Raw genomic sequence first — 23,131 nt, 5'->3', positions numbered from 1 at the left:
ACCTCTCATCTCATTGAGTTTATGAAATCTTCTAATTTGTTTAAATCTATGCTTCTTTTAAAAAGCGGATCTTTGTTTTGCTTATAAATAGTCAATTGTTCTTCAAAAGTTGGCTTACTCTTTTCTTCATATATTATACCTAGAGGGATTTTGTCCTCTTGAAAAGCTATTTGTAGAGCTTGTATTTTATCTGATGGATCATAATCTTCCCCTAATTTGTAAGTATGTTCATTAAACCAAGCGTAAGTATTTATTTTATTGAATGTCACACATGGTTGAAACAAATCAATTAGCGCATAGCCATTATGCCTAATAGCCTTTTTAATGACTTCTTTCGTGTTTTGCATATCACCCACAAAAGCTCGTGCCACAAATGTGGCTCCGTTAGCTATAGCAACAGCAATAGGATTGAAGGGGTTCAGTATTACTCCATTTACTTGAACAGGGGTGACCATTCCATGCTGTGAAGTAGGAGAAGCCTGGCCTTTCGTTAGTCCATAGACTCTATTATCGTGAACTATGTTTGTGATGTTAATGTTCCTTCTCATATTGTGGATAAAATGGTTGCCACCTTCACCGTACATATCTCCATCTCCACTTTCAGCTACTACGTATAAATCTGGATTAGTCGCTTTTATGGCAAAGGCCACGGGTAAGGTTCTACCATGAAGGCCATTAAAAGCATTGTTTTTAAAGTAATGGGGTATTTTTGCTGCCTGTCCTATTCCTGAAACGAGTACAAAATTGTTGGGAGTTATTTCCTCCATTTCTTCCAAGGCTTTTTTTAATATATTCAGTATTCCAAAATTTCCACAGCCTGGACACCAAGCTATGTCTAATTCTTTTTCATTTTCTAGAGTAAACATATTTTTTCTTTCGCTCATTGCAACTCCTCCCTTATCTTAGCGGTTAACTCTTCAACTGAAAATGGCATTCCATTGAATTTTAATATTTTACTATCTATTTTTATGCCAGTTTCTGCTCTTATTAACTTTGCAAATTGCCCTGTGGCATTATTTTCAACATCAATTATTTTTTCTGCCTTCTCTAAAAATTCAACCGCATTTTCCGGGATGGGATAAACTTGGCTAAAATGAAGCATAGCAAGATCCTTGTTATCTATATTTTCTAGAGCTTCTTTGACGACATTATAATTTGAACCCCAACATACGACGAGATATTTGTAGTTATCATTTCCATAGAATTCGGGAGAAATAAAATCTTCCTTTAAAGCCTCAAATTTTTTGAGTCTTTTTTCCACCATTTTAATTCGGATATCCAACTCTTCCGTTATATGACCTTCCTCGTCATGTTCATCACTATCTACAACAACTAATCCATTACCATAGTTAGGTATACCTCTTGGTGGAACTCCGTTTTTTGCTTTCGAAAGATCATATCTTTTATAATCTTCAGTAGTTTCTACAAAATATTTTTTATTTTCAATTTTGGAAAGGTCCAACTTTTTAACGTTATAATACGAATCAACAAAAAATTGATCTGTCAAAATGAATACGGGGATTTGATATTTATCTGCAATATTAAAAGCCTTTTGAGTTAAATAGAAGGCTTGTTCAAGGCTGCCAGGAGCTAAGACCAACCTTGGAAATTCCCCATGTCCAGCGTGTATAACAAGATTTAAACCTTCTTGAGCGGTTCTCGTTGGTAAACCTGTTGCAGGGGCAGGCCTTTGGGCTAAGTGAATTACTAACGGTGATTCGATCATTCCAGCTAGAGAAAGTCCTTCTTCCATTAAAGCAAATCCTCCGTCAGAAGTAGTCACCATTGATCTTGCTCCTGCGTACCATCCACCTATTGCCATATTGATTGCAGCAATTTCATCCTCAGCTTGTTCGACTAAAATATCGAAATTTTCTGAAAAATTGGCTAAATCAACTAGAACTCCCGATCCAGGTGTCATTGGATATGAAAAAATCGAATCACAATTGCCAGCTAACGCTCCTAGAGATACCGCATCGGTTCCGCTAATTAATAGATCGTCTTTTAGATTTTCATTTGCAGAGATTTTTATTTTTATCTCTCCACTTTCAGAAAAGTCTTTTCCTAATTTGTAACCTTCTGAAGCTGCTTTTATGTTATCTGAAACAATTTTTTCTCCCTTATCTCCAAATCTTTCTTTTAGATACTCTTCTATAGTTTGTTTGTTTATTTTGAAAAGACCCAAAATTACACCAACGGCAACTATATTTGCATATATTTCATTACCTATTTCTTTTGCGATAGAGAGGATGGGGACGTTGAAAAGATTTTTGTTTTTTAAATTCAAAGAATCGTTGTCAGCTATGATAAGGGTATCTTCAGTCACTCTGTCTCCAAGATGTTCAACAGAACTTTTTGTAAGAGGTATGAGTATATCTATTTTGTCGACGTAACTTTTTACAGGTTTAGAGCTTACCCTTATTTCAGTTGAATTACTTCCACCTCTAATCCTAGACATGTACTCTTTTGTGGCAAATACGTAATAACCTTCCCTTTTGAGAATAAATGTTAACAATCCTTCTATCGTTTGAATCCCTTGACCCGCTTCACCGGATAAGACGATTGACACATCTTCATTGATAGTTTTATTCATCAGGATACCTCCTAAGATTTTATTTTATGTTTATTCAATTATATCAGACAAAATAAGTCGAAAAAGAAATGGAATGTAAAAATTTTAAATTATTTTATAATTTTTGATTATGAAATTATAAAAGTGATTTCCAGCCATTTTCGTTTAATTTAAATTCCACAAATTCACCTTTAAAATTATAATTTAATTCTTCTGGAAGTACTATTGTTTCATAGCTTTTTAAGTTAACATATACGCCAAACCCTTTTTTATTTTGGTTGGCAAATCTGGAAAAGCTAAAGTATTTAGTACATAAACCTTCGGTCTTCCTTGAAATAGAGTAACTGGTGTGAATGTTGTTAAGAACTTTTTTAGATTTATCAATATGGATTTCTCGAGGTCTTCCCCAGTCGTATAATCTATAAGTTAAATCTGAGCTTTGCTGTATTTCCAGTAAAAGGCTGTTAGGACCTAAGGTGTGAACAGTTCCTGCAGGTATAAAGATGGAATCGAATTTGTTCATTTCGTAATTTTCTAGTACTTCATCCCATCGATTATCATCAAAAGCTTGCAAAATATGTTTGTTATTATTTGAAACTTTAATTTGGCCATTATCTTTTAGGAAATACCATGCTTCTGATTTTCCCCATGGTTCGTTTTCTAATTGTTTAGCCATTGTATCATCCGGGTGTAATTGTATGGAAAGCCAGGATGAGGTTGCGATTAATTTTAGCAACAAAGGAAAATTTGGGAAAAGTTCACTTGCATTGCCATATTCTTTTTGGCTATTTTTTCCATACAAGACGGTTTCAAATCCAGTTAGAGGAGAATAAAGCCAGGCTTCCCCTATTGGTTGGGTTTTTTCACAGTTGAAAATTCTGTTCAATTCATTATTTCCCCAAATTTTTTCACTAAAAATAGGTTTTGAAATAAGCGGCTCCGATATCTGCATGTTTACCTCCTGTTAAATGTTTTGAATTCATTTTCTAAAATATTAAGTCTTAATAATATTTTGTCTTTATATGTTTCTGAACCACCATTGTAAATACTATACGCATCTTCTTCCCCAAAACGTAATTTGATATCGTATAAGTATAAGATAGAAGTCAATAATTGCACATCAGGTCTTTCTTTTATGTTATCCCAATACCAAGGTTCTAAGAAATTAATTCTTTGATAAAATTCAGGGTAATTATGTTTTAAATACCAATAAGTAGGGGCTTGTATCTGAAAATATCCCAAACTTTCACCACTATCTCCTTTTACGTTTTCAAAATTTGTTTCTACTATTCCAATAGCTAACAATTCGATCGGATAAACATATTCAGTTACATAGGGGAATTCGTCATATAATATTTCAAAGACTTTGACGAATTCTTTTATCGTTGCATCGTCCAAAGTATAGTTGTTTTTTAAATATTCTTCAAAAAAAATGATCTGCTTTTTATAGTTTGAGGATTTAGAAACTAAAAAAACAATTATTATACATATTATTAAAATCAACAAAAGTATAAATAGGTATTTCATACTTCTATTTGATAAGGATTTTTCCATGTGTCTCTCCAAATTGATTTTTTGTAGACATTAAAATAATTATATCATCTTTTTACAAAAACACTTAATCAAAACTTAATAAAAATCAGTCATTCTGTTTATTAATGTTTTAAAAAACTACTAAATCTTTTCTCACAAATAATATAATAATTCTTGAATTATGTTAAAATATTCAATGCTGGGAATTAGAAAAAATGATTGATAAAAGGAGTATTTAAATGCTTTTGGATAATGTTGCCTTGGGAAGGTACGTTGAATTAGACTCATTGATGCATTCACTGGATCCAAGGGGAAAACTTTTAGGGTTGTTTGTTTTGGCAGGATTTGCTTTTTCTATAAACAGTTTTTATGATGTTTTGATTATGTCTTCTTATACTTTGGTTTTGATGTTGTTATCTAAACTAAGCTTGAAGTATTATATGAAATCCTTAAAATCAATATGGTTCATAGTCATCTTTGCTTTTGTAATTCAGTTATTCACAATAGGAGGGAACACACTTTTTAAAATCGGGTTTATCAGAATAACAGATACCGGTTTGTTTAATGCCGCTATAATTACCTTCAGAATATTATTTGCAGTTTTATTATCTTCTGTTCTCACGTTAACTACTTCTCCTACCTCTTTAGCTCATGCTCTAGAAGATGTCTTGAGATGGTTTTTTGTACCTAAAAGATTTGCTCATGAAATATCGATGGTAATGACGATTGCTATAAGGTTCATCCCTGTAATTGCAAATGAAGCAGATCGTATAATGAAAGCACAATTAAGTAGGGGGGCAAATTTTGATGATAGAAAATTTTCTGGAAGGATTAGAGGGGCTATATCTATAATTATTCCCTTGTTGGTATCTGCTCTGAGAAGGGCTGAAGATTTGAGTATTGCTATGGAAGCAAGAGGATACAATGGTTGGGAAGGGAGGACGAGGTTTAAGCAGTTTAATTGGAAAATAAAAGATACTGTTTTCCTCATTTCTTTTTGTTTAGTATGTTTCACTATTATTTTTATTTAAAGGGTGATATTTGATATAATTTAAATGAGTAAAAAAAGCGAGTATATATTGGAGGTGTCTGATGAGTTTTCGATATTTATACGGTCCTGTACCTTCTCGAAGATTGGGAAGATCCTTAGGAGTAAGCCCAATACCTCCAAAAACTTGTAATTTTTCTTGTGTATACTGTCAGTTAGGAAGAACAACTAACATGACAAACCAAAGACAAGAATTTTTTAATTTGCAAGATATTTTGGAAGAGTTTAAAGCTTATATTAAAAGCGGTGTATCCCAGTTTGATTTTGTAACTATAGTTGGTGAAGGTGAACCATTATTATACTCTAGAATTGGTGAACTAATAAAATCAATAAAAGCTTATGTTGATAAGCCTGTTGCTGTAATTACAAATGGAGCTCTACTTTGTGAAGAAAAAGTAAGAGAAGAATTAAATGAGAGCGATCTTGTAATGCCAACACTGGATGCTTATGATCAAATAACCTTTAAAAAAATAAATAGACCTCATAAAAGTATATCTTTTGATTCTTACGTGGATGGGTTGATAAGTTTTTCTAAAAACTTTAAAGGTAAAATCTGGATGGAATTTATGATGATAAAAGGGCTAAATGATGATGAAGAATCTTTAAGGAAAATCAAAGAAATATTTAATAGAATAAGTTATGATAGATTGTATATAAATTTACCAATGAGACCCCCAGCGGAAGATTGGGTAACAGTTCCAGAAAAAGAAAAAATTGAGCTAGCGCAAAATATCTTAGGAGGCATATCCCTTGATTTTTTAGAAGAAGAAGATTTTTACAGTTCTATAGAAGACGATTTGGAAGCTATCTTAAGTATAATAAAAAGACATCCGATGAATCAGCATGAAATCGAAAGTTTTTTGGATCAAAGAAAATGTGAAAATAAAAATGAAATTTTTGAAAAATTAGAGAAAGATGAAAACGTTGAAAAAGTACAGTATTTTGGATTAAATGTATATAGGTTAACATCTGTGAGGAGGTAAATAAATGCCTGAAAATAAAAACGATAAAGAAAATAAAAACGATAAAGAAAATAAAAACACCAAAGAAGAAAAAAAGAAAGTAAAGTTTTCCAACATAATTTGGGTTTATATTATATTTGCGGTTTTTTTTATTGGGGCTCTCATTTCTTTGAATTGGGAAAATAATCCTATAATATCCTATTCAGAAATGTTGAGTTTGATCAATGATGGCCAGGTTGAATCCATGAAAATAAACCAAAATGGAAACGTGGAAATACTTAGCAAAGACGGTACTACTTATGAATCTTTTTCGCCAGCTTTAGTAATCGATAAACAGTATGTGAATAGTTTAATTCAAAAAGGTATAAAGGTAGAGTATGTTGAAAGTGTTGGGACAAAGTGGTGGTTTGGTTTATTGATAAACATAATTCCAATAGTAGTAATGGTTCTTTTCTTTTTTTGGTTGTATCGTTCGGCTTCCGCAGGAGCTAGAAGCAGTATGAACTTTGGAAAGAGTGGGGCAAAAAAGTATGAACCTATCGGGGAAAAAGTTACCTTTAAAGATGTGGCAGGAATCGATGAAGTTTTGGACGAAATCGAGGATATTGTAAAATTTTTGAAAAACCCTCAAGAATTTCAAGAATTGGGTGCAAGAATGCCTAAAGGAACTTTGTTGGTAGGCCCTCCGGGAACTGGTAAAACTTTGACAGCAAGGGCTATAGCCGGAGAAGCAGATGTACCTTTTTATTATGCAAGTGGATCTGATTTTGTCGAACTTTTTGTAGGGGTTGGTGCATCGCGAGTTAGAGACCTTTTTAAAACAGCTAAAGAAAATGCTCCTGCAATAATATTTATCGATGAATTAGACGCAGTAGGTAGACAAAGAGGAGCTGGCCTTGGTGGAGGGAACGATGAGAGAGAACAAACTCTCAATGCCTTGTTAGTAGAACTCGATGGTTTTGACACGTCGACAGGGGTTGTTGTCATGGCTGCTACCAATAGGCCTGATGTTCTTGATAAAGCATTGCTTAGACCAGGTAGGTTTGATAAAAAAATAATGGTAGGTCCTCCAGATGTAAAAGGAAGAGAAGAAATTTTAAAGATACATACACGTAAAAAGAAAATAGCCCCTGATGTTGATTTAAAATTGTTAGCCAAAAGGACACCGGGCTTCGTTGGAGCTGATTTAGAAAACCTAGTTAATGAAGCTGCTTTAATAGCCTCAAGAAAGAAAAAAAACCAAGTAGAAATGAGTGATTTTGAAGAGGCTATTGATAGGGTACTAACCGGTCCATCAAAAAAGTACAGGATAATATCCGATAAAGAAAAGAAGATTCTATCGTATCATGAGTTGGGACATGCTGTATTGGCATATTTATTGCCTAATACCGACCCTGTTTACAAGATTACTATAATTCCTAGGGGTGCAGGTTCGTTAGGTTCTACTTTACAAATTCCTGAAAAAGACAAATATTTAATTAAAAAATCTGAAATACTTGATAGGATCGTTGTAGCCCTTGGAGGGAGAGCTAGCGAGAAATTAGTGTTTAATTTTGCTACTACCGGTGCTAAAGATGATCTGAGAAAAGCTACAGATTATGCAAAATCCATGATTTATAGGTTAGGAATGTCCAAAAGAATGGGCCCTGTGTATTGGGAAGGAGAAGAGGAAGAAATATTTTTGGGGAGTGAGTTGACAAAACAAAGAAATTATTCGGAAGAAACCGCAAAAGAACTTGACGTTGAAGTCAAGAAAATAATTAATTCTATGTACGATAAAGCTCTCGAACTTCTTAAGCAAAATAGAGAGAGGCTTGATCTTCTAGCTTCTTATATTTTTAAAAATGAAACAATTTATGGGGAAGAATTCAAAAAGCTTATGAGTAAAGACCTTGAAGAGTTAAAGGAATATATTGGGGGCGAAAAAGAAATAAATGAATTTCTTAAAATAGATGTTGTGAATCATGTTAATTATCAACCTGTGTAAAAGCTAGGAGGTAATAATGTTAAGAGCTATTATTTTTGATATGGATGGGGTCATTATTGACAGTGAACCCATCCATTATAGTGCAAATAAAAGAATTTTCGAAGAACTAGGAATCCCAATTAATAGAAGTTCATATAGTAATTATATCGGTGTAAGCAACCAAGAGATGTGGCAAGACTTAAAAAATGAATACAATCTACAACAAAGTGTTGAAGAATTGCTTGAAAAACAAAACTTAGAGAATTTGGAATTATTAAAAGAAGGGGTTAAAGAGCCAATAGAAGGTGTAATAGAGCTATTACAGACACTGAAAGAAAACAATTATAAAATAGCGTTGGCCTCTTCCTCGCCGATGAGATTGATCAAAGAAGTTCTTTGCATGCTTGACATTGAGAAGTATTTTGAAGTGGTGGTGAGTTCAGAATACGTTGCTCGTGGTAAACCTAAACCTGATATTTTTATATATACAGCTGGCTTGTTAAAAGTTAAACCAGAAGAATGTGTAGTTATAGAAGACTCAAAGAATGGTGTTAAGGCGGCAAAAGCTGCTGGAATGAAGTGCATAGGTTTTAAAAACCCAAACTCACTCAACCAGGATCTATCGAAAGCAGATTTAGTGGTGGAAAATATGAAAGAAATAACTTTGGAATTGATAGAAAAGTTAGAAAAAGTGGAAGCTTAAAATTAAGGGATTTTCAATGAGAAAGTGTATTCTAATCCAACTAACATCCATAAATCTTTGTTTCGAAAAATTGATTGTGTAAAAAAAGTTGGATTGTTTCCAATTTTAAAATCCAGTCGTAAAATGTTTTCAACAGTAGTTGGTGGAACCGGTCCATGAATGGAATACTTTTGCCATTCTTCTTCATTGTAAGGTGTGTCTATTGTGATCGTACCTTTAACTAGATGTTCATAATCTATTCCAAAATGTTCACCTTCTAAAAAAATTTTGAACAATTCAACATCAGGTCCATATGGGAAACCAAGAAAGTAGTTTATAGTTTTATCCTCCGCAAGAAGAAGATTTTTCCAAACGGGATAAGTAAAATCTTCGTTACCTTCACCTTTATTGTACAACCATGTGGAAGTCTTATAAAACTCCATCCCATAATCTATTTTTTGTCCTTTCTTTCTGCCTCCCATCATGAACCCATAAGCGTTTGGAGGGCTACTTTGGCTTTCGGTTGGTAATTGATACTGATCTAAAAGAAATTCAGAATACAGAGTATAATTTTTTAAATCTATCGTTGATGAAAGATATCCGGCATCGTTCGAACTTGGCTCATAAATGTTGTGATAAACTAAGAAAGGGTTGAGATCAACAAAATTTGGTACCCATTTTTAAGAATAATAAACGTTGTCCACAAACCAATCCATTTTCATTAGTTCTTCGTCTGAGATATCTTTGCCTTCCGAGACTTTCATATTACCTTCTTTATCAAAAATACCCCCCCTGAAAGGGTGAAACCTATTTTCCATAATATCCGTTTTCACAGTGTCAACAAGGTTTTTTGTTGTAGAAGGAACAATTTTGCTTATAGGTGACAAACAAACTACTCCACTCTTAAGTCCACCCCAAAAGTTCTCAATCTTTTCTGAACCAGAAAACAATCTAAATAAAGAAAAATTTGACCCTCTTAATACATCTTTAATTATGTTTTCGTAGTAAACTCCCCAATTCCATACAACAGAGGTTAAATGGGTAGTTGGAGCATAATCTTTCATGTCAATATGGTAACCAATAGTGTAGACGCCGTATTCTTCTCCAACTTTGCAAACTTCCGGAGAATCTTGATGATGGGTTAAAACATCCACTCCAATTTCATTTATCAAATACTCTGACGTGTCTCTTTCATATTCTATATTGCGCCAAGTATTCGTCCATCCAACAAATATCTTTGCTTTTGGATTAACAGCCTTTGCCCCTAAAGCAAAGGCATTTATTCCCATTATGACTTCAGGTATACCGTAGGAAGCAACGTAACCTATTTTATTGTTAGTGGTCATTGCACCTGCTATCATTCCAGAGAGGAATCTTGGTTCGTACATACGACCGAAATATGTGTTAATATTCTTTGTAGTACGATATCCGGAAAAATACATGAATCGAACATTTTGAAGTTCCTTTGTGTTCTGATTTTGTAAGAAGTCAAAACTGGTAGAAAATATTAGGTCGAATTTTTCTTCTTCGAGTTGTTCCAATATTTTTTCATACGTTTTTAAATCAGAAATATTTTCAAAATACTTTGTTATTATTTCATTTCCTAAACGTTTTTGAACATACCTTCTTCCCAATTCATGGGAATATGTCCATGCAGACTCTTCTATTGAGGTGTTATATAGAAAAGCTACTTTTAATGTTTTCCCTGCGAAGATCTGAGGTAATTTGAATAAAGGTTCTGATGGTTTACCTAGACGTTCTTCTAGTTCTTCTATTAATTCGTTGACTTGTTCGCTCATTTCTCTTTCGATAGTGGGAACATTTTCCAAACCAAATTTTTTTAGGTATTCTAAAAAAGCCTCTTCTTCAGTAAGCGAAATCGTGTCCTTAGCAATTTCCCTATATAGCTTTCTAAATAGAAGATATACTGAATGGACTAATTCATCATATTCATTCTCAACAAAATCACTTTTTTTCTTATAATCTTTGATTAACTCGTAAAGTTCTTTGAATTTGCCCTCTTTGTTGAACCAGATTATATTAATTTTTGTCTTTTTATAAAAATCTAAAAATTCATAGTAGATCCTTATTTCAGGATTGTTTTCATCCCATTTTGGAATCAATCTAGTAACTTCCCCACGGACTGAAAAAGCGTCTGAATATTTCAAAACGCTTACCCTTTTGTTCCCTTCAACAATATAAAACCAGTTTAAATATTCGTAGGCTGTTACAGGATCCCTTATTCCTTCAGATATATGAGCTTCATACAAATTGATCCATTTACTTGCAAATTCTGAGTCAATTTTCATTAAGGGATAAAAATTTGCAGAAAAAGATAGTGAACGAGAATGGTAGTACGTTCCTTTGATCCTTTCTATAGGGATATCTATAAGACCAAGTTTTTCTTCCTTAATTATTTCAGCGTTGTGGATGATATCTTCTAAACACGGCAGATATCCTTCTTTCCCTTTTGAAATATTAGCCAAAAAGTCTTTCTTTGCTAATCTATTAGCTTTTTCGTACTCGCTTCTGCTGAGACTTCTTGAGGTCCTATACATTAGGTTAGCCTCCTTTTTTTGGGCACGTTAAGGGGTAAACCCCTTAAGATCCCCAAGTTCAAAATCAAAGTTTATTATAAAAAAGATTTTTTGCAAGAAACAGTAAAACCTTTTAGGGATATATTCTTATATTAATAATTCTATAATACAGCAAAATAATTAAAATTTTATTTAAAAGAATTAATTACTTTCTAAATTAAAATGGTCTTAGGACTTATCATCTTATAAGTATAAATTTCTATTACTTCTTTCTTTTCTTCATCGTACTTTATTAATTTATAAGGTACCGCATTTATTAGATAAGATACATTATTTAAAAATTTAATTTCAAAATCAAGTTCTTGAAAGTCGTATCGTGGATGAATATGGCCGTATATCCAAATTTTTGGAAATGCTTTAAGATAAAACTCCCCCAAAGCTCTTGAAGGGGTATGAGATTGCCCGTATTTTTTTATAGTATTTTTAATGTAAGGAGGATTGTGTGTAACCATTATATCGATTTGCTTGTACTTATTACCTTTAAAGATTGTACTGAAACGTACCTCTCTATTAAATTTATTAATATCCTTTTCTTTGAAATAAAAAGGTCTATATCCATGAGCTAAAGCACCGGAAAATCCCGCTACTATTATGTCTTTGCCGATGAATTTTTTTAAGTTAACTATGCCATGATTTAAAACATAAGCTCCTTTGTATACCTTTGAGAAAGAGTTATTTTCTTCTTCGTATAATTTATAATACTTTTTATCATGATTACCATGTACCATCAAGCTTAAGGATGGTTTGAATTCATTCATCACGTAATCAATGTATTGCGGAGAAAGATCTCCAGCGCAAATAAGTAAGTCAAACTTTTTTTTGTCTTTATTTGTTAAATATATTTCCTCGTCAGAAATGGCAATTATATCTATCATCATTTTAATTCCTTTTTAATAAAAGACTCTATAAAATTATTTTATCAAAAAATAGAGATAAGTTGAAATTTTGTGTTATTATAAGGTAATCATTTCCTACAGAAGTGATAGAAAGCGCCAAAATCGATGGAGAAGTGAATTAAAAATATTTTGGAGGATCATAATACCTTTATCTCAACCCGTAATAGCTGCTTTGGCTGTGTTATCATTTACTTGGAGATGGAACGATTATATTTGGCCTTTGTTAGTTGTTAGCTCACCAAAATATATGACCCTGCAGCTTGGATTGGCATTATTCTCAGGTGAGTATACCGTACAATGGGGATCTCTTTTGGCAATGACAACACTCTCTTTAAACTTCCCCATTCCTGAAAGCAGTCTCACGGCAAATAAGGACAAGGGGATTTCAAAGAAGTTTGGCTTATTACCCTTATTCTTTGGGGCTGGTTTAAACAGCCTCTAGCCTGTAGGACGGTTAAGTCCATCAGGTTACTTTTGCGAAGTATGTTTAATGCACCATTGCAATCAGCATTAATAATCGTGCCTTGACAAGTTTTATATTGCCCCCTGGATATGCGTTTTCCGCTAAAGCTGTATGCCTGCGGATTATCGGCATTGTAAACAGGAATATCATCGTTGGCGAAAAAGTCAGCCTTTGAAGTATAGCTTTCTTCCTGCTCAATGTAGTTAATTCCGTAACGCTCACAAAGGGACTTGATTTTAAGACGCAAATTACCATGTGATATTTGGACAAACTTTTGGTTATTGCTCTTACCAAGATTGATGCTACGTTTCCAGTCAAGGTTATAGCCTAAGACAATATTGCCAATATCGTTTTCGATACAGTAGTTAACGATAATTCTTGCAGTTTTGTTCATATAATAGTTAAGACGGTTATTACGTTTCTTGGTATTGATATATTGACGATTGGTTATACCCTTAATCCCTTGCTTGTCCTTGATAGACTGCAACCTTGCGTTTTCTTTGTTATACCACTGGTTAATTGATTTTAATCTTTTACCGTCCACGATAAAGGACGCCCCAGTGTTTGTAACACAAGTTGCGAGGTTGTCAAGCCCAAAGTCTATAGCAAGAGCGTTACCTGTGTTAAGGTTAAGGTTTTCTTCTTCCTGAACATATACAAATTCAATATCAAAGAATTTAGAGTTGTACTTAGGGAAGATACGGATTTCTTTTACTTGCTTTCTATTTAACCTTTCAGGAAATGGAAGTTTAACTTCTCCAAATTCCTTCTTGAAGGCATTGGACATAGGCACGGTAAAATAACCGCCCTTAACCTTGAAACGCGGGATAATCAGCATAAAGTATCCATCTTTTGGAAGATAATGCGGAAGTCGAATGTCTGAAAACCTGTAATTGCCCTCTTTAGCCTTAGAAATAAGTGCAAAGAAAGACTTAAAGTTGCGGTCGACTACTTTCATGGTTTGTTGCGCAATGTCTGTATTAAGAAGTTGATAGTTTTCGTTTTCTTTACAGATATGGTAGGCTGATTCGTAGCGTAAATACTTTTTCTCTGTAAAGTAATATTGGCGAATAGCATATAGAGTTGAGTTATACAGGTTTTTAGACAGCTTACATAATTCTTTAAGGGCAATATATTCTTGTTTGTTTAAATTTCTTAGTTGATTCTTCTGGGTACGATACGTAATATCACCTCATTCCAATAGCATTATAACATGTTTGTGGGAGGAATGTAACTATCAAGCAAAAAGAAAGGAGAATGGTGCTTCCTTGAACTCCTTTGGGGGTGTTTTCTATGGATGAATTCAGCGGTATCCGCACCAAATATTTCTATGATTCCTGTTATGATTGTATTTTTAGCCTTTCAAAGGTATTTTGTAAAAGGTATAACAATGGGATCTCTAAAATAAGAAAAAAGGGAGGAGAAAATATGGTGGATGCACTTTTCATAGGGGCCCACCCTGATGATTATGAGGCTTTTGGAGGAGGAACAATACTTCGATTGAAAAAAGAAGGGAAGAGTTGTGGTGGAATAATCTTAACCGATGGCTCTGCAGGGAGAAACAACGATATCAACGTAAGAAAAATGGAGGCAGAACATGCTGCAAAATCTTTGAAACTTGATTATTTTGAAATGATAGGACTGAAAGACGGATATTTAAATGAAATTAATAATTTAGCAGCATTAATCGCAAATCTTATACGAAAATATAGGCCCAAGATCCTTTTCACACACTATTTTGAAGACAAGCACCCCGATCACAAGGCAGTGGGAGAAAGTACTAAAGATGCCTTATTTTTAGCCAGAACGAAAAGAGAGGATTTAGAGAATGAACCTTACAATTGTTCCAACGTTCTTATGTTCATATCTGACATCACAAAGATTCCTCAATCTAAATTTCATGTAGATATCACTGATTTTTTGGAAGATAAAATCAAGGTTTTAAGGTTATACGAATCTCAAAGGGAAGTCTTAGAGCCCATACCTTTGATGAACAAATACATAGCAGCCGATGTTTTAGAGGGAAGAAACAAAGCAGTAGAAGTATTTTATCCTCTAACTTTGGTAAAAGGGGAAGGATATTATGTATTATAAGATTGAAGAAGATGGAAGCTTAACTTATTTTCAAACATTTCCGAAAGAATACATAATAAGTAACAGATCTTCCACGATGTTGTTGAAAAATTGCATGCCTTTTTCTATCTTTTCCAATAAATATGGAACGGTAATCTCAAAAATAAGATTAAACTTTTACCCAGGTCAAAGAGTGAGATTTTGGCCTGATGGTATGTCAGCTAATAATGGCTTATCAAAAATGACTGTTATGAGCGACCCATCTGCTTATTCTTTCCTTGTTAAATTTAAAAATGTAAAAAATTTAGTGTTCTCATTCACCCCTGTTTTTAAAAAAGAATTCAAACTGCCTTTTTTTGATAAGATAGAAATTCCTATAAGTTACCAACAGGAAGTAGAAAATAATGGTTTGAAATTCGCTGATGACTTTAAAATTATCATTAAAAAGGGTGAGATAAGAGATCTAATAAAAGGTGAAAAAGTAGCCTTTGTGTTAAGATCTGACGAGAACAACGAAATAGAGATTATTATTGGGAAAGATGAAAAAAATTTAGAAGAAAAGAATACAGAATACCTTCATTATCTAAACAGTTTAGTACAAAACAAAGACTTAAGTGAGCTAGAAAAATCAGAGTTTTTGTTTACAATGCACACGGCTTTTTCCTCGATAAAAGATTATGATGGAAATCTAGCTTTAGCAGCAGGGGTTAATTATTCTTTTCCCAATAGAACATATTTCAGAGATAGTTTTTGGACTATCCAGCCAATAATGAAAGTGGATCCGAAATTTGCCAAAAACCAAATTTTATTTTTATCCGAAGGTGTTCACGAAGATGGGAGCTGCCCCAGTGGTGTAATGAAATTAGGTGAAGAAGAATTGGCTTTTATTAGAAGTAAAAAAGATATGTTACCCAAAAAGGCAAAAGAATTTTATAAATACGAAAAAGATTGGTGGTCAAACCATCATGACTCTGGAGGGTACTACATAATACTTTTGTCCGATTACATTAATAATACTGGAGACTTGAGTATTTTAAAAGAACGATTTCAAGATGGCACCGTATTGGATAAGATTGGTAATATTCTTAAAAGGTATATTAGTTTAGATACTGATAATGATTTATTATTTGAAAAGCCTTATGATTCAAACGATTGGGCGGATAATGTGTACAGAAATGGAGCTGTTACCTACGATTTGGCGATTCAGATAAAAGCCTTTGAAGAAGCTTCTTTAATATATGATTTAATCGGTGATAAAAAGATTGCCGAAGATACAAGAGAAAAATATCAAATAATGAAACATAATTTCAACAAAAAAATGTGGAACGAGAAAAAAGGATATTTTAATGATTTTATTGGTGACTATTTAGAAGATCACTTGAATATAGATACGATATTGGCTTTGCTTTTTGATATAGCAGATGAAGACAAAAAAAGAAAGACTTTAAACGCTATGGAGAGAATGCTTGAAACAAAGAATAACAAAGAGCAAAAGTTTGAAGATTGGGGGGTTATGTCCGTTTGGCCTTTTTTCAAATCAAAAAAGCACCTTTTCAGTAAAAGTGTTTTCCCGTACAGGTACCACAACGGAAGTGATTGGCCTTATTTGTCTTCTATATATGCTCTGGTTAAGAAAAGAGAAGGTATGGATTATAAATATCCTTTAACTAGATGGTGGGAATACTCCTTGGAAAAAGGATGGATAAACCCTGTGGAATACTATAGTCCAATCTATGCTCGAGGATCACTCAACCAAGGATGGTCTTCCATGGCTGCAACATTATTTTTTTGAATTATCCACGATTAAAAGTAATTTGAGTCGATTAGGCAGAATTAGAAGCGGTTATAGTATAAATAATTAATTTCATTTTAGAACGAATTAATTGTATAATATAATTAAGAATTTTTAAAAGGAGATGATCAAAGTGAGTAAAGTCGAAGATTATTTTAACGTGGAAGGCAAAGTAATAGCGATAACAGGTGGAGCAGGTGTTCTATGCTCTGAAATGGCTAGGTCTTTGGGAGAAGCTGGTGGGAAGATTGCTGTACTGGATCTATCAGAAAAAGCTCTGGCTATGTTAAATAATGAATTAACAGAAAAAGGTGTTGAACACATAACGATTAAAACCAACGTCTTACAAAAAAATGATTTAATAAGAGCAAAAGATGAAATTCTTAAAACATTTGGTAAAATAGATATACTGATAAACGGAGCGGGTGGAAACAAACCCGAAGCAACAACAAGTAAAGATAAATCTTTTTTTGAACTCCCAGAAGACGCAGTACAGTGGGTTTTTAACTTGAACTTCTTGGGAACATTTTTGGCAAGTCAAGTGTTTGGAGAATATTTTGCAGAAAAAGGTTATGGAGAGATAATAAATATCTCATCAATGAACGCATTTAGGCCCTTGACAAACATTCCTGCATATTCTGCAGCCAAGGCTGCTGTGAGTAATTTTACACAATGGTTAGCGGTTCATATGAACCAAAACTATTCGAAAAAAATAAGGGTCAATGCAATAGCTCCAGGATTTCTCTTAACTAATCAGAATCGATTCTTGTTGACGAATGAAGACGGTAGTTTAACCCAAAGGGGAAATCAAATATTAGATCATACACCTATGGGAAGGTTTGGAGAACCTAAAGATCTAATTTCTACAGTAATGTGGTTGATAAGTGATAGTTCTGAGTTTGTTAACGGTGTTGTTGTTCCAATAGATGGTGGTTTCGCTGCTTATAGTGGTGTATAAGTATGTCCTAATCGTATTCCTGAAAGTCAATTTAATAAAAAATGGAAGGAGTTGATATAATGGATCAACAAAAGAACGATATTGCGGTTATAGGGATGGCGGTGATGGGGCAGAATCTTGCTTTAAACATGGGATCAAAGGGTTTAAAAGTATCCGTTTACAATAGAACAAGTGAAAAAACTAAAAGATTTGTTGAAGAAAGGGCAAAAAACAAAAATATTCAAGGGACTTATTCCCTTGAAGAACTTGTTAATTCACTAAAAACACCAAGAAAGATTATTTTGATGGTTAAAGCTGGTAAACCAGTTGATGATGTAATCGAGGAACTTTTGCCTTATTTGAATAAAGAAGATATAATCATAGACGGAGGGAATTCTTATTACAAAGACACAGACAGGAGATACGAAGAATTACATAAAAAAGGAATAAGATTTTTAGGAACCGGTATAAGTGGAGGGGAATACGGCGCATTACACGGTCCATCCATCATGCCTGGGGGAGATGAATCCGCATATGAAGAGGTAAAAAATATACTCGAAGCGACTGCTGCTCAAACAGAAGATGGTCCATGTGTTACTTACCTTGGTCCAAAATCAAGTGGTCATTATGTAAAAATGGTTCACAACGGGATAGAGTACGCCATCATGGAGTTGATAGCAGAAACTTACGATATTATGAGGAAAGTGCTTAAAATGACTCCTCAAGACATGAGTAAAGTATTTAAAGAATGGAATGAAGACCACAAATCTTATTTGATGGAAATTACTTATAAGATTTTAGAGTGGAAAGACGAAGAAACGGGTCAACCAATTGTTGACGTTATTTTAGACAGTGCAAAACAGAAGGGTACAGGGAAGTGGAGCGTTCAAGACGCTTTAGACTTAAATATATCAATACCCACTATAAACGCTGCCGTCAACGCAAGAACTTTATCCTCAATAAAAGACGAAAGGATAAGGATTGGGGAGATATATGAAACACCCACTGAAATGAATTTGGATGAAAGCTTCATAAATTCCCTAAGGGATGCCTTGTATATTTCAACGATAATTGCTTACGCAGAAGGTATGAAGTTGTTGCAAGTAGCATCCAAAGAATACGGGTATAATTTAGATTTGTCAGAAGTTGCAAGAATTTGGGAAGATGGCTGTATAATAAGATCCACATTTTTAAAACCAATCCAAAGAGCATTTAAAAAGGACCCCAATTTAGTAAATTTGATAATTTCCGACGAATTCAAAAGTGATTTTAAGAAAAAAATTCCAAATTTGAGAGAGGTAGTTTCCCAGATCAAAAAAGCAGGTATACCTATTCCTTCTCTAAGTTCTGCTCTAGATTATTTCGATGGATTAAGTTCAAAAGAGCTGCCTGCGAATTTGATTCAGGCACAGAGGGATTATTTTGGCGCTCATACGTACGAAAGAAGAGACAAAGAGGGAATATTCCACACAGAATGGCAAGATATACATAATATATAATAAAAAAGGGGGGCAAAGAGGTGGAGGAAGACACTACTAACATCGCAATAGTAAATTCCAGCACTTTTGGTATATATTTTCCCGATTTAATGCAAAGATTAAAGAAAATAGGTATCGTTGAAAGAATAACGGTGGATCCTAAAATATCAGGAAGAGAGTTAGCAAGCAAATTGAAAGATTTTAAATTTGTTATAGCAAGCGTTACACCAAATTTTACTTCAGAATTTTTTCAATACAACAAAGATGTGAAACTAATTGCACGGCACGGTATTGGATACAACAATGTGGATATAAAAGCAGCCACTGAAAGTGGCGTTATGGTTACACGGGTTCTTGGTATTCACGAAAGAGATTCCGTTGCAGAACTTGCTGTTGCATTGATTCTCATATGCCTGAGACAAATTATTCCTGCGAATAAAGCGGTTGAAGAATATAAATGGCAAGATAGAAAAAATTTTGTCGGTGATGAACTATCAAAATTGACGGTAGGAATAATTGGTTATGGAAACATTGGAAGCCGTGTTGCTGAGATAGCAAAAGAGGGATTCGGTTCAGAAGTAATAGCTTATGACCCTTATATAGCTGACAAGGTTATAGAAAAAACTGGGGTAACACCTGTAAGTTTTGAAGAACTTTTAAAAACATCCGATGTAATAAGCCTGAACGCTTCTTTAAATGAAGGGAACTATCATTTTATAAACAAAAGTGCTTTCAACTTAATGAAAAATGGGGTTGTAATAGTTAATACGGCAAGGGGAGAATTGATAAACCAGAATGATTTTATAGAAGCTTTAGAATCAAAGAAAGTTTCAGCCGCAGGGCTTGATGTATTAGAAGAAGAACCAATAAACCCAAATAATCCATTATTGAAATACCCTAATGTGTTCATACTGCCTCATATAGGAGGATATGGAAAATATTCATTGAGAAAAATGGATGAAAAAATGGTTGAAGATATAGAAAAATTGATGAAAGGTGAAATCCCCGAACAAATAGTTAACCCAGAAGTTGTAGAAAAAATAATAACACAATTCAAAGGTCGAAAATAAGTTATTAATTTAAGGTGAACTGCAGCGAAAAATACTTCCTTAAACCTTATGGGTGGGCAGCGGGGCGAAGGGGCGCTAAAACAAATTAAATGCAACTTACAACAATAGAAATCTTTCAAAATTTTTTGGACATTAAAAGAAAAACAACAAAAGGGGTTTTTGGTTATGAAATATGTTTTAGTCCTCGATGTAGGAACGACAAACATGAAAGTAGCGATTGTAAACGAAATAGGTGACATCATCTCTCAAGAGGTCAAAAAGATAAATTTAATTCAGTCTGCAGAAGGGGTAGCAGAACACGATCCTCAAGAATTGTGGGCAAACTTTTTGGATATCTCGAAGAAGATAATCACGAACTTCGAAGGTGATATTTCATTATTAATTTTTTCTGGGTACCAATTCGGTTTTCTACCGATAGATAAAAAAGGAAATCCTTTGATGAACATGGTAACGCTCTTAGACACAAGGTCACAGAATATAATGAACGAAGTTGAAGAAAGATTTTCCTTTAAAGAAATATACCAGAAGACCGGTTGCCCCCCTGCTTTTAATTATACAATAGCGAGAATTTTGTGGTTGAAAAAAGAAAAACCAGAAATTTTTGCCAAAACCTATAAGTTCTTGGACATCAAAAGTTTCTTCACATTCAAATTAACGGGTAAATGTTACACGGAACCAAGTTTAGCTTCTGTTACACAACTTTTGAATATAAAAACGCAAAAATGGGATGAAGAACTAATAAAAAGGTTAGGGATTGAAGAAGATCAGTTGCCTGATCTTGTACCTGGCAACGTAATAGTGGATACCGTAAAAAAAGAAATAGCAATAGAAATGGGTCTCGAAAAAGAAGTTCCTATTATGTTAGGAGTATATGACGGTGGAGCGATGATTTTAGGAATGGGGGGTTATAAAAAAAGCGCTGTATGTAATTTAGGTACCACTGCAATGTTTAGAAGCGCGTATAATGAGCCGTTACTTGATAAAATAGGGCAGTACAGGCTTCAAACCTATGCTTTATTACCTGGTATGTGGGCTATAGGAGGAGCGGTGAACAATGCAGGTGTAGTATTGGAATGGTTTAGAAACAATATAGCTAACGGTATGAGTTATGATCAAATAAACGAAGAGGCTTCGAAAGTTAAAGCCGGTTCCGAAGGTCTTATTTGTTTCCCGTTTCTAACAGGGGAAAGAGACCCAAGAATAGGCAGCTTATCTACCGGTAGCTTTTTTGGATTGAAGACTTATCACAACTTAAGTCACATGGCAAGATCTATATATGAAGGTGTAGGTTATGGGCTGAACATGATAAAAACAGCTTTAGAAGAAAACGATGTTAATTTAAGAAGATTGACAGTAGGAGGCTCAGGCAGCAAAAGCGATGTCTGGGTTCAAATTTTAGCTGATATATTCAACATCCCTGTAACCAAATCAAAGACCGAAAATGCAACGTTGATAGGTGAATCGATGGTAGCTTTTTCACAATTGGGAGTTTACAACGATATTGAGCAAGCTGGTGAAGTTATGATAAAGTTGGGAAAGTGTTTTGAACCCCAAACCTCTTCAGTTAAAACATATGAGGCTTATTACAATTTTTTTGTACAAATGATTCAAAACTATCGGGATATGTATAATTTACATACCCAATTGATCAATTCTTTAGGTGGGGGAGAAAATTGGCAATAAAATTCAGAGAAGCAAAAATAGAAGATTATGAGCAGATGTATAGATTATGGCAAACAACAGAAGGCATGGGTTTAAGCGAATCTGATACAAAAGAAAATATTGAAAAATTTTTGAATAAAAACCCAGGTTTAAATTATGTATGCGAAGATGATGGAAAAATTATTGGTACAATCCTATGTGGCGAAGATGGAAGAAGAGGATATCTCTACCATCTTGCGGTTGATAAAAAGTATAGAAGAAATGGGATAGGGAAAGAATTGGTAAACTTGGTTTTAAACAGTTTAAAAGAAAAAAGTATTATAAAATGCCATTTGTTTGTTTATTATGAGAATGAAATTGCTAAGACATTTTGGGAAAAAACAGGGTGGTACAAACGTAACGAATTGCTGATTTATTCCAAAGATATCAAATAAATCAGGGTTTACTATTGATCACAGGTTTTCTCAAAATTAAACCGTTTGCCTTTTCCACCATGAGTATCATAAGAAAGGCTAATATAATCAAATATATGGGATATAACCTTATATCGAAATGTTCTTGCAAAAATCCAAACAAGGGTGGCATAAGAGTTGTTCCAAGATATGCAGATGCCATCTGTACCCCTATAATGGAATGTGAAACATCCTTACCAAAATTAGTTGGTGTTGAATGTATCAAACTTGGATAAATCGGTGCACAGCCTAAACCTATGAGAATAAGGCCTATAAACGCCGTATAATTGCTAAAAGGAAGAAACAACAGTAACAATCCTAAAATTATGATTCCTTGCCCCAAACGTATCATATTTTTATTATTCATTTTGAATGTGATAAATCCAGATATAAACCTTCCTATTGTAATTCCGAAATAAAATGAAGCAGCCCATTTGGCCGCTATTTCAGCAGCTATACCTCTATTTAGAACTAAATAACTTGCCGCCCACAAACCAGTAGTTGCCTCTAAAGCACAATAAGAGAAAAAGGCGATCATAATAGACATTGTCCCGGGTAAAGTAATAACCTCTTTTAAAGAATAATTTTTATATTTTTCTTCTTTGGTTTTGTTACCTGTTTTCTTCTCTTTCCACAGCGGCAAAGTAAAAAACAGTACTGAGGTTAGAACAATTTGAATTAACGAAATAGTAAAATATCCTGAATTCCATTTAAAACCCTTAGTCAACAATATTCCCATAATATATGGTCCAATTGTGGCTCCAACTCCCCAAAAGCAATGTAACCAGTTCATATGTCTAGCTTTGTAATGCAGGGCGACAAAATTGTTAAGTGCTGCATCAACACTTCCTGCACCTAAACCGTAAGGTATCCCCCACAAACACAAATGCCAAAAAGAAGTTGATATAGAAAAACCAAACAACGCTACAGCAGTCATTCCAACGCTTA

The 23,131-nt window shown here is 33.8% G+C and carries 21 protein-coding genes (1 of these 21 cut by a window edge); 12 read left to right on the top strand and 9 right to left on the bottom strand.

Annotated elements, in window-relative coordinates; translation table 11 throughout:
• Positions 1-5 precede the first annotated feature (5 nt).
• From PMOB_RS02360 to PMOB_RS02345, 4 genes are all read right to left on the bottom strand, one after another.
• Complete coding sequence (locus tag PMOB_RS02360; protein WP_012208299.1) at positions 6-884, bottom strand: thiamine pyrophosphate-dependent enzyme; 879 nt, start codon at positions 882-884, stop codon at positions 6-8.
• Positions 881-2,593 carry a 2-oxoacid:acceptor oxidoreductase subunit alpha gene (locus PMOB_RS02355; RefSeq protein ID WP_012208298.1) on the bottom strand — a complete coding sequence of 571 codons (1,713 nt, stop codon included), beginning with the start codon at positions 2,591-2,593 and terminating at the stop codon, positions 881-883. Before PMOB_RS02355 ends, PMOB_RS02360 begins: the two co-directional genes overlap by 4 nt.
• Positions 2,594-2,708: 115 nt before the next feature.
• Positions 2,709-3,524, bottom strand: a complete 816-nt coding sequence (locus tag PMOB_RS02350) for a type I phosphomannose isomerase catalytic subunit (protein ID WP_012208297.1) — start codon at positions 3,522-3,524, stop codon at positions 2,709-2,711.
• Positions 3,525-3,526: 2 nt separating this feature from the next.
• The gene (locus PMOB_RS02345) at positions 3,527-4,126 is read right to left on the bottom strand and encodes a hypothetical protein (protein ID WP_012208296.1); all 600 of its coding nucleotides are present in this window, start codon (positions 4,124-4,126) and stop codon (positions 3,527-3,529) included.
• A gap of 218 nt (positions 4,127-4,344) precedes the next feature.
• Here PMOB_RS02345 and PMOB_RS02340 point away from each other — a divergent pair, with 218 nt between their 5' ends.
• The 4 genes from PMOB_RS02340 to PMOB_RS02325 all read left to right on the top strand — a co-directional run bounded on the left by PMOB_RS02340 (position 4,345) and on the right by PMOB_RS02325 (position 8,784).
• Positions 4,345-5,136, top strand: coding sequence for an energy-coupling factor transporter transmembrane component T family protein (locus PMOB_RS02340; protein ID WP_012208295.1), 792 nt, complete (start codon positions 4,345-4,347; stop codon positions 5,134-5,136).
• 61 nt (positions 5,137-5,197) lie between these two features.
• On the top strand, positions 5,198-6,136 hold the full coding sequence (locus tag PMOB_RS02335; RefSeq protein ID WP_012208294.1) for a radical SAM protein: 939 nt from the start codon (positions 5,198-5,200) through the stop codon (positions 6,134-6,136).
• A gap of 4 nt (positions 6,137-6,140) precedes the next feature.
• Positions 6,141-8,102 carry an ATP-dependent zinc metalloprotease FtsH gene (ftsH, locus tag PMOB_RS02330; RefSeq protein WP_012208293.1) on the top strand — a complete coding sequence of 654 codons (1,962 nt, stop codon included), beginning with the start codon at positions 6,141-6,143 and terminating at the stop codon, positions 8,100-8,102.
• A gap of 16 nt (positions 8,103-8,118) precedes the next feature.
• The gene (locus PMOB_RS02325; RefSeq protein WP_012208292.1) at positions 8,119-8,784 is read left to right on the top strand and encodes an HAD family hydrolase; all 666 of its coding nucleotides are present in this window, start codon (positions 8,119-8,121) and stop codon (positions 8,782-8,784) included.
• Positions 8,785-8,786: 2 nt separating this feature from the next.
• Here the strand turns inward: PMOB_RS02325 and PMOB_RS02320 are convergent, their stop codons facing one another.
• The 3 genes from PMOB_RS02320 to PMOB_RS02310 form a co-directional block, all read right to left on the bottom strand.
• On the bottom strand, positions 8,787-9,206 hold the full coding sequence (locus PMOB_RS02320; RefSeq protein ID WP_155811038.1) for a hypothetical protein: 420 nt from the start codon (positions 9,204-9,206) through the stop codon (positions 8,787-8,789).
• A gap of 237 nt (positions 9,207-9,443) precedes the next feature.
• Positions 9,444-11,321 (bottom strand): BMP family ABC transporter substrate-binding protein, encoded by a 1,878-nt coding sequence (locus PMOB_RS02315; protein ID WP_012208290.1) that lies wholly within the window; start codon positions 11,319-11,321, stop codon positions 9,444-9,446.
• Between the two features lie 191 nt (positions 11,322-11,512).
• The gene (locus tag PMOB_RS02310; RefSeq protein WP_012208289.1) at positions 11,513-12,238 is read right to left on the bottom strand and encodes a metallophosphoesterase family protein; all 726 of its coding nucleotides are present in this window, start codon (positions 12,236-12,238) and stop codon (positions 11,513-11,515) included.
• Positions 12,239-12,305: 67 nt separating this feature from the next.
• Between PMOB_RS02310 and PMOB_RS11130 the strand changes: the two genes are divergently transcribed.
• Positions 12,306-12,698: an ABC transporter permease subunit gene (locus PMOB_RS11130; RefSeq protein WP_158245462.1), complete on the top strand. Its 393-nt coding sequence runs from the start codon at positions 12,306-12,308 to the stop codon at positions 12,696-12,698.
• Here the strand turns inward: PMOB_RS11130 and PMOB_RS02305 are convergent.
• Positions 12,616-13,905: an RNA-guided endonuclease InsQ/TnpB family protein gene (locus tag PMOB_RS02305; protein WP_049755214.1), complete on the bottom strand. Its 1,290-nt coding sequence runs from the start codon at positions 13,903-13,905 to the stop codon at positions 12,616-12,618. The two genes, PMOB_RS11130 and PMOB_RS02305, sit on opposite strands and share 83 nt — an antisense overlap.
• A gap of 242 nt (positions 13,906-14,147) precedes the next feature.
• On the opposite strand from PMOB_RS02305, the gene PMOB_RS10155 reads away from it, so the two are divergent.
• From PMOB_RS10155 to PMOB_RS02270, 7 genes are all read left to right on the top strand, one after another.
• On the top strand, positions 14,148-14,813 hold the full coding sequence (locus tag PMOB_RS10155; protein ID WP_012208288.1) for a PIG-L deacetylase family protein: 666 nt from the start codon (positions 14,148-14,150) through the stop codon (positions 14,811-14,813).
• The gene (locus PMOB_RS10150; RefSeq protein WP_012208287.1) at positions 14,803-16,584 is read left to right on the top strand and encodes an amylo-alpha-1,6-glucosidase; all 1,782 of its coding nucleotides are present in this window, start codon (positions 14,803-14,805) and stop codon (positions 16,582-16,584) included. The genes PMOB_RS10155 and PMOB_RS10150 overlap by 11 nt, the downstream gene beginning before the upstream one ends.
• A 133-nt stretch (positions 16,585-16,717) precedes the next feature.
• Positions 16,718-17,542 carry an SDR family oxidoreductase gene (locus PMOB_RS02290; protein ID WP_012208286.1) on the top strand — a complete coding sequence of 275 codons (825 nt, stop codon included), beginning with the start codon at positions 16,718-16,720 and terminating at the stop codon, positions 17,540-17,542.
• Positions 17,543-17,601: 59 nt separating this feature from the next.
• Complete coding sequence (gene gndA, locus PMOB_RS02285; RefSeq protein WP_012208285.1) at positions 17,602-19,020, top strand: NADP-dependent phosphogluconate dehydrogenase; 1,419 nt, start codon at positions 17,602-17,604, stop codon at positions 19,018-19,020.
• A gap of 20 nt (positions 19,021-19,040) precedes the next feature.
• On the top strand, positions 19,041-20,069 hold the full coding sequence (locus PMOB_RS02280; RefSeq protein ID WP_012208284.1) for a D-isomer specific 2-hydroxyacid dehydrogenase family protein: 1,029 nt from the start codon (positions 19,041-19,043) through the stop codon (positions 20,067-20,069).
• A gap of 165 nt (positions 20,070-20,234) precedes the next feature.
• Complete coding sequence (locus tag PMOB_RS02275) at positions 20,235-21,752, top strand: gluconokinase (protein WP_012208283.1); 1,518 nt, start codon at positions 20,235-20,237, stop codon at positions 21,750-21,752.
• Entirely contained in the window at positions 21,743-22,165 is a 423-nt protein-coding gene (locus PMOB_RS02270; protein ID WP_012208282.1) for a GNAT family N-acetyltransferase, read from the top strand. The genes PMOB_RS02275 and PMOB_RS02270 overlap by 10 nt, the downstream gene beginning before the upstream one ends.
• 1 nt (position 22,166) lies before the next feature.
• Here PMOB_RS02270 and PMOB_RS02265 read toward each other — a convergent pair whose 3' ends face one another.
• On the bottom strand, positions 22,167-23,131 hold the 3' portion of the coding sequence (locus PMOB_RS02265; protein ID WP_012208281.1) for an MFS transporter. Its footprint extends 220 nt past the window's final position; the window shows 965 of its 1,185 coding nt (coding positions 221-1,185); its start codon lies off the right edge, out of view; the stop codon is at positions 22,167-22,169.

The sequence above is a fragment of the Petrotoga mobilis SJ95 genome (assembly GCF_000018605.1).
Lineage (GTDB): Bacteria > Thermotogota > Thermotogae > Petrotogales > Petrotogaceae > Petrotoga > Petrotoga mobilis.
Note: the sequence above shows the minus strand (reverse complement) of the source record. Positions and strands in the feature narration are given on the sequence as shown.